This window comes from Kitasatospora sp. NPDC033851, from assembly GCF_055576085.1.
The window spans coordinates 223101-237279 of sequence record NZ_JBVIRL010000002.1 but is presented as its reverse complement, the minus strand read 5'-3'; the positions used below and the strand labels follow the sequence as shown (position 1 = coordinate 237279).

Sequence of the window (14179 nt, the reverse complement as noted above, 5' to 3'; positions counted from 1 at the left end):
GCCCGCCCGCGGGGCGGCGACGGCATCGGGAGACCCAGCCATGAGCAACGCGTCCAGCAAGCAGATCGCCGTCATCGGTGCCGGCCTGATGGGCGCCGGCATCGCCCAGGTGTCCGCGCAGGCCGGCCACCCGGTGGTGCTGCGGGACGTCACCGAGGAGGCGCTGCAGCGCGGCCTCGCGGGCATCCGCGCCTCGTACGAGAAGTTCGTCGCCAAGGGCAAGCTGAGCGCCGAGGACGCCGAGGCCGCGCTGGGCCGGATCACCACCACCACCGACCTGGGCGCGGTCGCCGAGGCCGACATCGTGGTCGAGGCCGTGTTCGAGAAGCTGGAGGTCAAGGAGGCCGTCTTCCGCGAGTTGGACAAGCTCGCCAAGGACGGCGCCGTGCTGGCCTCCAACACCTCCGCCATCCCGATCACCCGGATCGCCGCCGCCACCCAGCGCCCGGAGTCGGTCGTCGGCGTCCACTTCTTCTCGCCGGTCCCGATGATGAAGCTGGTCGAGCTGGTCCGCGGCTACAAGACCAGCGACGAGGCGCTGGCCACCGCCCGCGCCTACGCCGAGGGCGTCGGCAAGGAGGTCGTGGTGGTCAACCGCGACGTGGCCGGCTTCGTCACCACCCGACTGATCACCGCGCTGGTCGTCGAGGCCGCCAGGCTGTACGAGTCGGGCGTCGCCACCGCCGAGGACATCGACACCGCCTGCCGCCTCGGCTTCGGCCACGCGATGGGCCCGCTGCAGACCGCCGACCTGACCGGCGTGGACATCCTGCTGCACGCCGCCCGCAACATCTACACCGAGACCCAGGACGAGAAGTTCGCCGCCCCGGAGATCATGGCCCGCATGGTCACCGCCGGCGACCTGGGCCGCAAGAGCGGCCGCGGCTTCTACCCGTACGAAGGCAAGTGAGCCGACCGGGCTGAACGACCCCGCGGGCCGTGCGATCGGAGCATCGTACGGCCCGCTCCGCCGGGTCTGGTGAGTTTCCTCACGCCGGGTGCCGCAGACGGGTGATTTGGGCGGTAATCGAGCGTAGGTGTGGAGACTTCCTGCGTATATTCCCTCGGACGAGTGAAGTTGCTTCAGATCCGGCCGGAAGCAGCAACCTGCGGAGCAGCTACGCCGTCAGATGAGGGAACCCGGCAGTCCGACCGGGTCCGGGCGTGGGGCTGCGGCCCGCCCGGACGCACACCCCGCTCCCGCACCCGGTACGCCCGGGGCGGCCCCACCCCGCACCAGGCCGTCCAGGCGAAGGAGGAGAGCGTGCGCATCACCGGCGACCACACGGCGCTGGCCATCGAAGGCCGCCTCGACGTGCGCACCGCCGCCGACGCGCGGGCCCGGCTGCACCATGCCGTGGACGGCGGCTACGGCGACCTCGTGCTCGACCTCGCCCGACTGGAGTTCTGGGACGCCACCGGCCTCGGCGTGATCATGGGCACCCACCGACGGGCCGGCCGGATCGGCCGCCGCCTGGTGCTGCGTTCCGTCCCGGCCCAGCTCCAGCGGCTCCTGGTGGCCACCAAGCTGCACCGCATCCTGGCCGTCGACGGCGGCATCGCCGAGGCGCACGGCATCGTCCTGTAACGCGCCCGGTCAGCCAACACGCCTGGTCAGCGCTCCGGGACGGCCCCCGGCCCCGGACCGCCCTGCACGGGCGGGCCCGGATGTGCGAGAGTCTGCCCGTCAGAAGACGGCCGCCGGGGCTGCCCCCAGACCGCCCGCGGCCGCGACCGGGACGTCAGCCGGTCGGCGCGGGGCGCCGGCGGCCGAGCACGATGCGGAGCAGAACGTGGCACAGCCATCCGGGGAGATCCGGCAGGAGGCCGCCCGCACCCGCGGCGGCGAACTGGTCTCCGGCGCCCTGCTGGTGGGAGTCGGCGCCCCGGACGGCTCCGAGGCCCGGCCCTGCCCCGAGGAGTGGCGGCCCCGCCCGCGCCGGATCGAGCGCAGCGAGCCCGCCCGCGGCCCGGTCGGCGGCGTCGGCCGCGCGGTCGGCCCGCTCGCACTCGGCGCCGGACCCGCCGACCTGCCGCTGCTGGACCGCGAGGCGGACATCGCCGAGCTGCTCGGCCTGCTCGCCGAGGGCCGCTCGATACGCCTGGTCGGCCAGGCCGGCTCCGGTCGCAGCGCACTGCTGTCGGCCGTCGCCGAGGCCGCCGCCGACCTCGCCCCCGGCGGTGTCGTCCAGCTCTGCGGCCACCGCCGTACCGTCGCCGACCTGCTCCAGGACCTCTTCGCGGCCACCCACCAGGCCCCCGGCTACCGGCCCGATCCCGGCGGGCTGGCCGCCCACCTCGCCGAGGTCGGCGCCGTCGTGGTGATCGACACCGCCGAGCTCTCCGGCGACGAGCTGGAGCACCTGCTCGCCGTCGCCCCCGGCTGCGCCTTCCTGGTCTCGGTCGCCCCGGACAGCCCGCCGCTGTCGGCCGGCTCCCGGATGCAGGACCACCTCGTCGCCGGGCTCTCCCGCGCCGCCTGCCTCGCCCTCACCGCCCGGCTCGCCGGGCGGCCGCTGGACGTCGCCGAGAAGGCCTGGGCGGTGGACCTCTGGTTCGAGTCCGAGGGCCTGCCGCTGCGCTTCGTCCAGGCCGCCGCGCTGCTGCGCCAGCGGGACGTCTCGGTGGACGCGCTGGTCGCCGCCGAGGACGACCGGATGGACGTCTTCGGCGCCGTCGAGGGGCCCGTCCGCGACCCCGACCCGGCGATCCGCGAGAACGCCCTGCGCCGCACCGTCCCGCTGCCCTCGGTCGCCGAGACCGCCTCGCCCGCCGTCCGGCTCGCCGAGGGGCTGAGCGAGCCCGCGCAGGCCGTGCTGCGGCTCGCCGTCGCCCTCGGCGGGGAATGCCCCACCGCGCCGCACCTGCCCGCGCTGATCGACGTCGGCCTGGGCGAGGCCGCCCTCGCCGAACTCGCCGACGCCGGATTGGCGGTGTCCATCGGCGGGCACCACCGACTGACCGCCGGCGCGCTCGACCTGCTCCTCCCGCACTGGCCGGCGCTCGGCTGCGTGGACGGCGCCGCCCAGCACTTCGCCTGGTGGGTCGGGCACAGCTCGGTGACGCTGGACCAGATCGCCGCCGAGGCCGAGGTGCTGATCGGCGTCCTGCTCGCCGACCGGGCCGCCGGACGCCACGACGCGGTGGTCCGGCTCGCCCGGGCGGCGGCGCCCGCGCTGGCGCTGGCGCTGCGCTGGGGGGCCTGGGAACGGGTGCTGCAGCTCGGCCTGGAGGCGGCCCGCCGGGCCGGCTCGGCGAGCGACCAGGCCTGGTTCCACCACGAGTCGGGTGTGCACGCGATCTGCGTCCAGCAGCCGTCCCGGGCCGTAGCGGAGCTGGAGACCGCGCTCACCCTGCGGGTGTCCGCGGGGGAGCAGCGCGGGGTGGCCTCCGCGCGCCGGATGCTCGACCTGCTGCGCGCCGACGGGCGGCAGCTGCCGGCCGCCACGCCCACGGGGCCCGGTCGCGCGCCGGTCATCCGCAAGATCGCCGCCCGGGTGCCGGCCCGGTTGAAGTCCAGCAAGCGGCGGCGGGTGGCCGTGGTCACCACGGTCGTGCTGACCCTGGGAGTGCTCGGGACGGCGGTGGCGATGAGCCTCACCGGGCCGGACGAGCACACGTCGAAGGACCCGCACAGCGGTCGGCTGGACGAGGGCGGCGGCGCCCAGGACGCGCCGTTCCCGCAGCCCTCCGGCAGCGCCTCCCCGAGTGCGGTCGCAACCGCGCCGGGCGGCCCGGCGACGCAGAGCGGCAGCCCGGAGCCGACGGCGAGCGGCAGCGCCTCGCGCTCGGCGAGCGCCTCGCCGACGAAGAAGCCGAGCTCCTCGCCGGGGGCGACCGGGTCGCAGGCCCCGCAGCCGCCGCAGCCGCCCGTACCGGGACAGCCGCAGCCGCCGACGCCGCAGCCCCAGCCGCCCACGCCTCAGCCGACGTCGCCCAAGCCGACCGGCAGCACGCCCACGCCGACCCCGAGCGCCACGCCGACCGCGACGGCCACCCCCACCGGGGTGCCCAGCCCGTCGGCTTCGACGTCGTCGGGCTGACCGGTCAGAACAGCTTGAGCTTGTCGTCGTCGATGCCGCGCAGTTCGTCGTAGTCCAGCACCACGCAGCCGATGCCGCGGTCGGTGGCCAGCACGCGGGCCTGCGGCTTGATCTCCTGCGCGGCGAAGACGCCCTTGACCGGGGACAACAGCGGGTCCCGGTTGAGGAGTTCGAGGTAGCGGGTGAGTTGCTCGACGCCGTCGATCTCGCCGCGGCGCTTGATCTCGACGGCCACCGTGGCGCCGTCGGCGTCGCGGCAGAGGATGTCGACCGGGCCGATCGCGGTCGGGTACTCGCGGCGGATCAGCGACCAGCCGGCACCGAGCACCTCCATCCGGTCCGCGAGCAGCTCCTGGAGGTGTGCTTCGACGCCGTCCTTGATCAGGCCGGGGTCCACCCCCAGCTCGTGGGACGAGTCGTGCAGCACCTCCTCCAGCGTGATGATGAGCTTCTCGCCGGCCTTGTTCTCCACCGTCCAGACCCCGTCGGCCTCCTTGAGGGCGCACGGCGGGGACATCCAGTTGAGCGGCTTGTAGGCGCGGTCGTCGGCGTGGATGCTGACGCTGCCGTCGGCCTTGACCAGGATGAGCCTGGTGGCGGAGGGCAGATGGGCGGAGAGCCGACCGGCATAGTCGACTGAGCAGCGGGCAATTACGAGACGCACGGTCGACCACGCTAGCCCACCGGGGCCAGTTGATGCGATTCCGCGACGACGGGGTGAAGAAAGCGCGAACCCCGCGAACATTGAGGTTCGGCAATTCCGCTCCCGCTCGTCGCGGTCTGGCGCCCATCCCATCTGGTCGCTACGGTGTGTGACGGCACGCTCGCGGGATCGCTGTCAACGGGGATGGAGACTTCAGATGAACGATCCGACAGGATCCGGCCAATCTGGTGCACCGCAGCGTATTTCCGAAGCAATCCGCAGGAATGACCGGCCTGCCCCGTCGTTGACTGCCACGCTGTTCTGAGCGCGGTCGGTGTTCGGGGCGTCACGTCCCGTGCCGCCACCGCTGGTCGCGAAGGTGCCGGCAACCCCCGTCCCACGGTGTTCCGGACACCACACGCGATTTCGCTCACCCTCACCTGAGCTTGGACTACGCACGACCACCCGGGCGCCGCGCGGGTGGACCGCGAGAGGAGAATCCATGTCGCTCGACGTCTCACCGGCCCTGCTGGAGAAGGCCGAGCGGGGCGAGGTCGACGAGCGGGAATTCGTCGACTGCGTCCGCGTCTCCCTGCCGTACGCCTGGGACCTGATCAGCTCGCTGGTCGCCCAGGCGAAGGTCGACGGCACCGACTTCGCCGACAACCACGTACCGCCGCCCAGCGAGCAGGCCCGTGGCCAGCTGCTGCGCGCCTTGGCCAGCGACGCCATCCGGGGCGCCCTGCAGCGCCACTTCGGTGTACGGCTGGGCTTCCAGAACTGTCACCGGGTGGCCGTGTTCCTGCCCTCGGATGCCAACGAGGCGCGGTTCACGCGCTTCACCTCCGTCCGGGAGCAGCTGCTCAACCAGTCCGAGGAACTGCGGGACTGCTGAGTGGCGGTACCGCCGCCGCGGCGCCGGCCGCCCCCGTCCTCCGCATCGGAGGGCGGAGGCGGTCGGCGCCGCGGCGGCGCGGGGCCGGTCGGTGACGGGCCCCTTTTCGACGGGCCCCTTTTCGGCGGGCCCGCTTTCGGCGGGTCCTCAGCCCAGCTGCGGCAGCACCTCGGAGCCGAGCCGGGCGATGTTGTGCAGGGTCGCCTCGTGGTCGCCGCTGCCCTCGGCGAGCAGGGCGAACCGGCGGATGCCGGTCCGCTCGGCGGTGGCCAGCAGCCGGTCGGCGCACTGCCGCGGGGTGCCCACCGCGTGCAGGTCGCAGAGGAGTTCGGTGTACTCGCGCGGGTCGCGCATCTTGCGCTCGCGGCCGTCCACCGTGCGGTGGGCGCCGAGCCCGTACTCGAACCAGCCGGGCATCGAGCCCAGCAGGGTGGACCGGGCCGCCGCGGCGCGGTCGTCGACCTGGGCCACCCCGGCCGCCACGTGCGCGCGGCCGACCCGGCGCAGCTGCTCCTCGCTGCGCCCGGCGGCCAGCCAGGCGGTGCGGTACAGCTCCAGCATCCGCAGCTTGTCGTCGTCCCCGGAGTGCATGCCGAGCAGCATCGGCAGGCCGCGCTCGGCGGCCAGCTTCACCCCGCCCGGCGAGGTGCAGGCGACCACCACCGGCGGTCCGGCCACCGGCCGCCCGGTGGCGGTGAGTTCCTCGCCGAGGCCCTCGGCGTCCTGGCGCTGGCGCGGGAAGCGCACCGGGCCGGACTGCTCGTCGAAGCCGAGCCAGCTGCTCAGACCGGGCCGCCGCAGCGGTTCGGTGGCCCGCGGCACCACCGCCACCTCCGGGAAGGCGAACTGCGGGCCGTCCGCGCCCACCCGGGAGCCGCGCAGCCAGCGCAGCAGCAGGTCCAGCCGCTCCGGGAAGCCGTTCTCGAAGGCGCCCACGCCGTCGCCGAAGATGTCCAGGTCGATCCACGGCCCGCCGCGGCCGACCCCGAGCGTGAAGCGCCCGCCGGAGGTGAGGTGCAGCAGCGCGGTCTGCTCGCCGAGCGCCACCGGGTGGCGGGTGGACAGCACGCTGACCGCCGTGCCGACGCCGATCCGGCGGGTGCGGCCGAGCAGTAGGGCGGCCAGCGTCGCGGCGTCCGGGCAGACCCCGTACGGGACGAAGTGGTGCTCGGCCAGCCAGACGCTGTCCAGGCCCGCCCGCTCGGCCTCGACGGCGGACCGGACGGTGCGCTCCAGCGCCTCGCCGTGGCTCTGCCCGGGGAACTGCGCGGACAGCATGAACAGCCCGACCCGCACCGGCGCGGTGTTCGCCGGCAGCGCCCCCGCGCGCTGCGCGGTGGGCAGCGGCTCGCCCGCGACGGCCGTCACCGGGGGGACGGCGGTCAGCGTCGGGCTGGGGGCGGGCGGCCGGGCCCCGACGGGTCGGCGGGTCTCGGCACGGGCATCGGTCTTGGTCATCCTTGGGCCTCCTCGGGTGCGCGCAGGGTCTGCGGGCCCCGCCTGTTCCCCTTGTGGGTATCCGATGTCATGTGCCAATGGCACGCTGAACCCCGAATTTCCCCGATGATCGGGTGGATCTCGGCAAAAACACCGGAGCGTCGGGCGGGCCCGTGATAGAGGCCGTTCAGAAGGTCGGCCGGCCGTAGGCTTGAACGGCCCAGAGCCCCCGGAAGAGAGGCAGTCCACCGTGTCGCCGCGCCGCAACCGGATCAAGAGCGCCGCCCCCCGCGAGAGCGCCGCCCCGCGCGAGAGTGCCGGGCCGACCGCCCCGCTCGGTGGATCGCTGCGCCGTACCGAGAGCTACCAGGGCGACGACTGGGTGGTCCAGACGGTCGCGGGCACGGCGGGGCGGCCCTACCGCTGCCCGGGCTGCGACCAGGAGATCCCGGCGGGGGTGGGCCACGTGGTGGCCTGGCCGATGCACGGCGCCGGGGTGGACGACCGGCGGCACTGGCACCGCGCGTGCTGGGGAGCGCGGGAGCGCCGGGCCTCCAACATCCTGCGAGGCCGCGGCGCTCCGCGGTACTGAGGGTCCTTCGCGGGGGCCGGGCGGGCCGAACCGCCTTACGCGTCGCGCTTCTTGAGCACCAGCATGCCGCCGACCAGGGCCGCGGCGGTCCAGGCGAGGCAGATGGCGAAGCCGGCCCACGGCCCGTACGGCTGGCCGTGCTGCTCGTACACCAGCAGCATCCGCGAGCCCGCGTAGTCGGGGAAGTAGTGGGCCAGGGTCTTGACCTTCGGCACTGCCGAGAGGATCGGCGAGAGCAGGAAGAAGAACGGGACCAGCACGCCCAGTGCGAGCGTCTGGTTGTGCAGCATCGTGGTGACGCCCGCCGAGAACAGGCAGAGCATCGTCAGGTACAGCGCGGCGCCGAACACCGCGCGCAGCACGTGCGGTTCGCCGAGCGTGGTGGAGTGCGAGCCGAGCAGTGCCTGGCCGACGAAGAAAGTGACGAAGGCCGTCACCAGGGAGACCGCCAGGGCGAGCGCGCCGAGCACCGCCGCCTTGCCGCCGAGCAGGGTGGCGCGCTGCGGGACGGCGGCCAGGGTGACCCGGATCATGCCGCTGCTGTACTCGTTGCCGATCGCCAGCACGCCGAAGACGATGATGGCCAGCTCGCCGAGCATGATGCCGGCGAAGGCCGTCCCGGTGGCGTCGAACGGGGACTGCTCGTTGCGGCGGAACTCGGTGAAGTTGTTGTTGGTGAGCAGGGACAGCAGCGCGCCGATGCCGACGGTGACGACGAAGGCCAGCGCGAGCGTCCAGACCGTCGAGCGGACGCTGCGGATCTTCGTCCACTCGGAGCGCAGGATCGCCGGGAAGGACGTCATCTCAGTTCTCCTCCTGCCGTGCCGCGGCGGTCTGCCGGGCGCCGTCCGCCTTCCAGCCGGCGCCCCAGGCGCCGGGTGCGCCGGCCGCGTCCCGGCCCGGTCCGTCGCCCGCGTGGTACTCCACCGAGTCGGCCGTCATCTGCATGAACGCCTCCTCCAACGAGGCCTGCTGCGGGCTGAGTTCGTGCAGCACGACGCCGTGTGCCGCGGCCAGTTCGCCGAGCCGGGCGAGGTCGCCGTCGACCACCTCGTAGGAGCCGTCCGGGCCCGGTTCGTGCCGCAGGCCGGCGTCGGCCAGCACGTCGAGCAGCCGCTCGGGTTCGGGGCTGCGCAGCCGTACGGCGGAGCGGGAGTTGTGCCGGATGAACTCCGGCATCGGCATGTCGGCGAGCAGCCGGCCCTTGCCGATGACCACCAGGTGGTCGGCGGTGACGGCCATCTCGCTCATCAGGTGGGAGGAGACGAAGACCGTCCGGCCCTCGGTGGCGAGGCGCTTCATCAGGTTGCGGATCCAGAGGATGCCCTCCGGGTCCAGGCCGTTGACCGGCTCGTCGAACATGACGATCTCCGGGTCGCCGAGCAGCGCGGAGGCGATGCCCAGGCGCTGGCCCATGCCGAGGGAGAAGCCGCGGGCCCGCTTGCGGGCGACCGGGGTGAGGCCGACCAGGGCGAGCACCTCGTCCACCCGTCGCTCCGGGATCCGGTTGCTCTGGGCGAGCCAGAGCAGGTGGTCGCGGGCGGTGCGGCCGGGGTGGACGGCCTTGGCCTCCAGCAGTGCGCCGATGTACTTGAGCGGCTCGCTGAGCTGTCCGTAGCGCTTGCCGTCGATGGTGACCCGGCCGCCGGTCGGGCGGTCGAGGTCGAGGATCATGCGCATGGTGGTGGACTTGCCCGCGCCGTTCGGGCCGAGGAAGCCGGTCACCACGCCCTGGGGGACCGTGAAGCTGAGCCGGTCCACCGCGAGCGTCTTGCCGTAACGTTTCGTCAGGTCGTGCAACTCGATCATTCGCGCTCCCTTACTCTCTGTCAGGCTAGGACAAAGCGGATATCGCGGCCCGCTGAGTGGGCCCGCCGGGCGCACCGGAATACGGTGGGCCCATGACCGAGCTCCCCTCCGCAGTGTCCGTCCGCGAGAGCGGTACCGGAACACCCCTCGTGCTGCTGCACGCCTTTCCGTTGAACGCCTCGATGTGGTCGTCCCAGCTGGACGCGCTGCCCGGCCTGACCGGGGACGGAGCCCGGGTGCTCGCCCCCGACCAGAGAGGGTTCGGCGGCACCGAGCTGGGCGTCGACGAGCCCTCGCTGGACCGGGTCGCGGACGACCTCGCACTGCTGCTGGACGCCGCCGGGATCGAGCGCGCGGTGGTCGGCGGGCTCTCCATGGGCGGCTACGTGGCGCTGGCCTTCGCCCGCCGCCACCCCGGGCGGCTGTCCGGCCTGCTGCTGGCCAACACCCGCGCCACCGCCGACACCGACGCGGTACGGGCCAACCGGGAGCGGATCGCCGCCGCCGTCACCGCGCGGGACAGCGTGCGGCTGCTGCTGGACGAGCAGGTCGCGGCCGGGCAGCTCGGGCCCGACTCGCAGCACCTCGTGGAGCGGGTGGAGACGATGGTCGCCGCCGCCTCGCCGGCCGCCGTGGCCTGGGCCCAGCGGGCCATGGCGGCCCGTACGGACGCCCGGGACGTGCTGGCCGGGCTGCGGGTGCCGGTGGCGGTCGTGGCGGGCGCCCAGGACCCCCTGGTGGCGCCGGAGGAGGCCGAACTGATGGTCCGGGCCCGCCCGGACGCCGAGCTGACCGTCATCCCCGGGGTGGGCCACCTGAGCGCCCTGGAGGCGCCCGACGCCTTCGACACCGCCGTCCGCGCCCTGCTCGCCCGGGTGGCCGCCGGATGAGCCAGGAGAGCCGGGACGCGGCGGCCTGGGACTTCTCGGCGCTGGAGGTCAGCGGTCGGATGCCCGTGACCAACCGGAGCGAGGGGCTGGTCGAGCTGACCCTGGAACCGCTCGGCGAGGACTACTGGATGCGCCCGGGGGAGACCTTCATCGTCACCTCCTACGGCGACTACGGGTCCGGCCACCCCTTCGAGGTGCAGTACTGGCCCGACTCGGTGTCGGTCTGGTGCACCTCCTGGTTCGGCACCGTCTCCGACGACGAGGGCAACCAGCTCAGCAGCGGGTACCAGCGGCCGGACGGCGCCTACCCCCGGTAGAAGACCCCCGAGATGATGACGGGGCGACAGCCGACAGGCCCTCACCCGGGCGGGTGAGGGCCTGCGGTACGGCGGGGTACGGCGGGGTGCGGCGGGGTGCGGCGGGGGAGCCGGCGTCAGCGCGACTGCTGGGCGGGCACGCCCATGGTGTCGTCGTTCGGCAGCGAGGCGGCGGCCACGGCCGCGCCGGTCAGCGTCGCCAGCATCTCGCGGACGTTGGTCAGCTGGGCGTTGATGCTGTCGCGGCGGTTGGTGAGCGCCGCCAGCTCGCGCTCGGATTCGCTGCGGATGCGGTCGGCCTTGGCGTTGGCGTCCGCCACGATGTCCTCGGACTGGCGCTGGGCCGTCTCGACGGTCTGGCGGGCCCGGCGCTCGGCGTCGGTGCGCAGCTTCTCGGCCTCCAGGCGCAGCTGCTCGGCCCGGTGCTCGATCTCGGCCAGACGCTTCTCGGCCTTGGCCTGACGGGCGGCCAGGTCGCGCTCGGACTGCTCGCGGCGCTTGGCCAGGTTGGTCTCGAACTCCAGCGCGGCCTGGGCGGCCTTGGTGCGGGTCTCCTCGAAGAGGGCGTCCGCCTCCTCGCGCTTGTTCTGGGCGTCCTTGTTGGCCTCGGCGCGCAGCTGGGCGGAGTCGCTCTTGGCCTTGTCGACGATCCGCAGACCCTCGTCCTCGGCCTTGGCCTTGCGGTCCTTGGCGTAGTTCTCGGCCTCGGTGCGGACCTGCTGGGCGGCGGCCTCGGCGAGCTCGCGGTGCTGCTCGGCGGCGCGGTGCGCCTCGTCGCGCAGGTCCTTGGCCTCCTCCTCGGCGAGCCGCAGGATCTTCTCGACGCGGGCGCCGAGACCGGCGTACGAGGGCTCCTGCTCGACGACCGCCGCCTGGGCGGTCTGCGTCTCCAGGTGGAGCTCCTCGATGCGCTTCTCCAGCGCACTGATCCGGGTCAAGGCACTGTCACGGTCGGCCACCAGCTTGGTGATCCGCTCGTCGACCTGGGCACGCTCGTACCCACGGCGCACCAGGTCGAAGCCGTGAGGGGAGTGACTGTCGCTCATGGGGTTCTGGGCTTCCTGTCGTCAAACCGCTGAGGTGGTTGAGGGAATCCTGACACGGTACCGGAGTGTCGACGGCGAAATGCCGTTCTCTCGCGGACAATGTCCGCTCAATCGGGTGGCGCGTTCTTGGAACGATTGCCACCCGAACGGGGGGAGCCGACTCCGGCACCGGCCTTGGCACCCCCGTCCTTCTTGGTGTTGCTTCCCCCGTTGGCCTGGGCGACCGGTGACGGTGCCTCGAAAGCCTCCAGCGCGGACAGCACGTCCTGCACCCTGGAGATCTCGGTGTTGATGTCCTTGCGGCGGCGCACCAGCTCGTCCAGCTCGCGCCGGCCCTCGTCGGTGACCCGCTTCGCCTCCGCCTTCGCCTCGGCGAGCATCCGCTCCGCCTCCGCCCTCGCCAGCTCGACCTGCTCGTCCGCGGCCTCGTCGGCCTCCCGCAGACGCTTCTCCGCCTCGGCCGCCGCCCGGTCCAGCTGCTCCTCGGCCTCGGCCTCGGCCGACCGCAGCTTCGCCTCCGCCTTCTCGATGAGCGCCTCGGCGCGGTCGGTGGAGTTGGCGAGCTTGGTCTCCGCCTCCTTGAGCAGGCCCTCGGCCTTGCGGACCGCCGACAGACGGACCTTGCTGGCCTCGGCAGAGGCCTCCGAGGTGAGCTCGCCCGCGCGGTCCTCGGCGGCCGCGACCAGCGCCGCGGCGCGGTCCTCGGCCTCGGCGACGGTGGCCACCGCCTGCTCCTCGGCCTCGGTCAGCTGCTCCTGCGCGGCCGTCACCAGCGCGTCCACCCGCTCGCCGGCCGACTTCATGGCCGCCGCGTTCTCCTTGCGGGCACGCTCGTGCAGCGCCTCCACCTCGGCGTCGGTTCGCTCGCGCAGCTCCTCGGCGCGCTCGCGGATCGCGGTGGCGTCCCGGCGGGCCTCGGCGAGCAGCGTGTCCGCGTCGGAGCGGCCCTTCTCGACCTCGGCCTGGCCGGCCGCCTCGCCGGCGAGGACCAGCCGGTCGGCCTCCTTGCGGGCGGCGGCGACCATCGCGTCCGCCTGCTCCTCGGCGGCGGCGGTGGTGGCCAGCGCGGTGGTCTGGGCGTCCTCGCCGAGCGCCTCGGCGTCGGCGAAGGCCTTCTCCAGGACCGACTTGGCGTGCTCGCGGGTGGCCTTGTCGAACTGCTCGGCGGCCTCCCGGGTCTCCGCGTCGTACGCGTCGGCCCGGGCGTGGGCGGCGCTGTCGTACTCGTCGGCCAGCGTGCGGGTGGCGAGGGCGTACTCCTCGGCCTCGGCGCGCAGCCCGGCTGCCAGCTCCTCGGCGTCGGCGACCGTCCGGGCGCCCTGGGCCTCGGCCTCGGCCACGGTCCGGGCGGCCTGCGCCTCGGCGTCGGCGCGCAGCTGCTCGGCGGCCTCCCGGGCGGCGCGCAGCTCGGCCTCGGCGTCCGCGCGCAGGTGCTCGTCGTAGGCCTGGGCCTCGGCGCGCTGCCGGCCGAGCTCGGCCTCGACGGCCTCGCGTTCGGCGGCCAGCTCCAGCTCGGTCCGCTCGCGCAGCGCGGTGGCGTACTGCTCGGCGTCCGCGCGCTGCTCGCTGGTCTCCCGGTCGGCGAGCTCGCGCTGCTCGGCGGTCTCGCGCTCGGCGAGCTCGCGGACCTCGGTGGCGTACTGCTCGGCGTCCGCGCGCTGCTCGGCGGTCTCCCGGTCGGCCAGTTCGCGCTGCTCGGCGGTTTCGCGCTCGGCGGTCTCGCGCAGCTCGGTGGCGTACTGCTCGGCGGCCTCGCGGACCTCGGCGGCCTCCTGCCCGGCGGCGGCCTTGAGCGCGGCGATCTGCTCGGCGGCGGCCTCGTGCATGCCGGCCACCGACTGGCGGACCTCGGCGGCCTCCTCCTCGGCGACGGCGACCAGTTCGGCGCCCTCGGCCTTCGCGGCGGCGATCAGCTCCGCACGGTCGGCCTTGGCCTGCTCCAGCTCGGCCGAGGCCTCGGCGCGGATGCCGTCGGCGGTGGCGCGGGCCTCGGACAGCTCGCGGCCGGCCTCGGCCCGGACGGTCCCGGCCTGCTCGTTGGCCAGCGCCAGTTCGGCGGCGGCCTTCTCGCGGACGGCCTTGGCGTCCTTGGCGGCATCCGCCCGGCGCTGCTCGGCGGTGGCCTCGGCGCGCGCCAGCAGCTCGTCGGCGGCCTCGCGGACGTCGGTGGCGTACGCCTCGGCGGCCGTGCGGATCTCGGCGGTCTCGGCGGTGGTGCGTTCGGTGAGGTCGGTGGCGTGCTGTTCGGCCTCGGTGCGGACGCGGTCGGCGTAGGCCTCGGCGCTCTCGCGCTGCTGGGTGGTCTCGTGCCGGGCGAGGGCGCGCAGTTCGCCGGCGGCCTGCTCGGCCTCCGCCCGCACCTGCGCGGCGTAGGTGTCGGCGGCCGTGCGGATCTCGGCGGTCTCGGTGGCGGTGCGTTCGGTGAGGTCGGTGGCGTGCTGTTCGGCCTCGGTGCGGACGCGGTCGGCGTAGGCCTCGGCGCTCTCGCGCTGCTGGGTGGTCTCGTG

General features: G+C 74.2%; 12 protein-coding genes and 1 pseudogene. 7 read left to right on the top strand and 6 right to left on the bottom strand.

What is annotated here, in order from left to right; translation table 11 throughout:
• Positions 1–40: 40 nt before the first annotated feature.
• The 3 genes from ACZ51D_RS04220 (at position 41) to ACZ51D_RS04210 (ending at position 4043) form a co-directional block, all read left to right on the top strand.
• A complete protein-coding gene (locus ACZ51D_RS04220; RefSeq protein WP_360498641.1) occupies positions 41–910 on the top strand; it encodes a 3-hydroxyacyl-CoA dehydrogenase family protein in 870 nt (289 codons plus the stop codon).
• 354 nt (positions 911–1264) lie between these two features.
• Positions 1265–1588: an STAS domain-containing protein gene (locus ACZ51D_RS04215; RefSeq protein ID WP_360498643.1), complete on the top strand. Its 324-nt coding sequence runs from the start codon at positions 1265–1267 to the stop codon at positions 1586–1588.
• A gap of 205 nt (positions 1589–1793) precedes the next feature.
• Complete coding sequence (locus ACZ51D_RS04210; protein ID WP_465661131.1) at positions 1794–4043, top strand: ATP-binding protein; 2250 nt, start codon at positions 1794–1796, stop codon at positions 4041–4043.
• A gap of 4 nt (positions 4044–4047) precedes the next feature.
• Here the strand turns inward: ACZ51D_RS04210 and nucS are convergent, their stop codons facing one another.
• The gene (gene nucS / locus ACZ51D_RS04205) at positions 4048–4707 is read right to left on the bottom strand and encodes an endonuclease NucS (RefSeq protein ID WP_360498647.1); all 660 of its coding nucleotides are present in this window, start codon (positions 4705–4707) and stop codon (positions 4048–4050) included.
• A gap of 481 nt (positions 4708–5188) precedes the next feature.
• Between nucS and ACZ51D_RS04200 the strand changes: the two genes are divergently transcribed.
• Entirely contained in the window at positions 5189–5581 is a 393-nt protein-coding gene (locus ACZ51D_RS04200) for an SCO5389 family protein (protein ID WP_360498649.1), read from the top strand.
• Between the two features lie 147 nt (positions 5582–5728).
• On the opposite strand, the gene ACZ51D_RS04195 is transcribed toward ACZ51D_RS04200, so the two are convergent.
• On the bottom strand, positions 5729–6877 hold the full coding sequence (locus tag ACZ51D_RS04195; RefSeq protein WP_465617783.1) for an LLM class flavin-dependent oxidoreductase: 1149 nt from the start codon (positions 6875–6877) through the stop codon (positions 5729–5731).
• A gap of 391 nt (positions 6878–7268) precedes the next feature.
• Here ACZ51D_RS04195 and ACZ51D_RS04190 point away from each other — a divergent pair, with 391 nt between their 5' ends.
• The gene (locus ACZ51D_RS04190; protein WP_360498651.1) at positions 7269–7610 is read left to right on the top strand and encodes an ATP/GTP-binding protein; all 342 of its coding nucleotides are present in this window, start codon (positions 7269–7271) and stop codon (positions 7608–7610) included.
• Between the two features lie 35 nt (positions 7611–7645).
• On the opposite strand, the gene ACZ51D_RS04185 is transcribed toward ACZ51D_RS04190, so the two are convergent.
• The gene (locus tag ACZ51D_RS04185; RefSeq protein ID WP_465661129.1) at positions 7646–8413 is read right to left on the bottom strand and encodes an ABC transporter permease; all 768 of its coding nucleotides are present in this window, start codon (positions 8411–8413) and stop codon (positions 7646–7648) included.
• Position 8414: 1 nt separating this feature from the next.
• Positions 8415–9419, bottom strand: coding sequence for an ABC transporter ATP-binding protein (locus tag ACZ51D_RS04180; RefSeq protein ID WP_465617651.1), 1005 nt, complete (start codon positions 9417–9419; stop codon positions 8415–8417).
• Between the two features lie 92 nt (positions 9420–9511).
• Between ACZ51D_RS04180 and ACZ51D_RS04175 the strand changes: the two genes are divergently transcribed.
• Together ACZ51D_RS04175 and ACZ51D_RS04170 are read left to right on the top strand one after the other, a co-directional pair.
• Positions 9512–10309, top strand: a complete 798-nt coding sequence (locus ACZ51D_RS04175) for an alpha/beta fold hydrolase (protein ID WP_465617652.1) — start codon at positions 9512–9514, stop codon at positions 10307–10309.
• The gene (locus ACZ51D_RS04170; protein ID WP_360498659.1) at positions 10306–10626 is read left to right on the top strand and encodes a hypothetical protein; all 321 of its coding nucleotides are present in this window, start codon (positions 10306–10308) and stop codon (positions 10624–10626) included. The genes ACZ51D_RS04175 and ACZ51D_RS04170 overlap by 4 nt, the downstream gene beginning before the upstream one ends.
• Positions 10627–10742: 116 nt before the next feature.
• Here ACZ51D_RS04170 and ACZ51D_RS04165 read toward each other — a convergent pair whose 3' ends face one another.
• The gene (locus tag ACZ51D_RS04165) at positions 10743–11672 is read right to left on the bottom strand and encodes a coiled-coil domain-containing protein (protein WP_189915750.1); all 930 of its coding nucleotides are present in this window, start codon (positions 11670–11672) and stop codon (positions 10743–10745) included.
• 107 nt (positions 11673–11779) lie between these two features.
• Positions 11780–14179 (bottom strand): annotated as a pseudogene (locus ACZ51D_RS04160) (hypothetical protein); the annotation flags it as partial.

What these genes read in the sequence shown, in the direction of transcription:
- ACZ51D_RS04165 (WP_189915750.1), bottom strand. Translation starts at nt 11,672, where the DNA reads ATGAGCGACAGTCACTCCCCTCACGGCTTCGACCTGGTGCGCCGTGGG.
- ACZ51D_RS04175 (WP_465617652.1), top strand. Translation starts at nt 9,512, where the DNA reads ATGACCGAGCTCCCCTCCGCAGTGTCCGTCCGCGAGAGCGGTACCGGA.
- ACZ51D_RS04200 (WP_360498649.1), top strand. Translation starts at nt 5,189, where the DNA reads ATGTCGCTCGACGTCTCACCGGCCCTGCTGGAGAAGGCCGAGCGGGGC.
- ACZ51D_RS04220 (WP_360498641.1), top strand. Translation starts at nt 41, where the DNA reads ATGAGCAACGCGTCCAGCAAGCAGATCGCCGTCATCGGTGCCGGCCTG.
- ACZ51D_RS04170 (WP_360498659.1), top strand. Translation starts at nt 10,306, where the DNA reads ATGAGCCAGGAGAGCCGGGACGCGGCGGCCTGGGACTTCTCGGCGCTG.
- ACZ51D_RS04185 (WP_465661129.1), bottom strand. Translation starts at nt 8,413, where the DNA reads ATGACGTCCTTCCCGGCGATCCTGCGCTCCGAGTGGACGAAGATCCGC.
- ACZ51D_RS04180 (WP_465617651.1), bottom strand. Translation starts at nt 9,419, where the DNA reads ATGATCGAGTTGCACGACCTGACGAAACGTTACGGCAAGACGCTCGCG.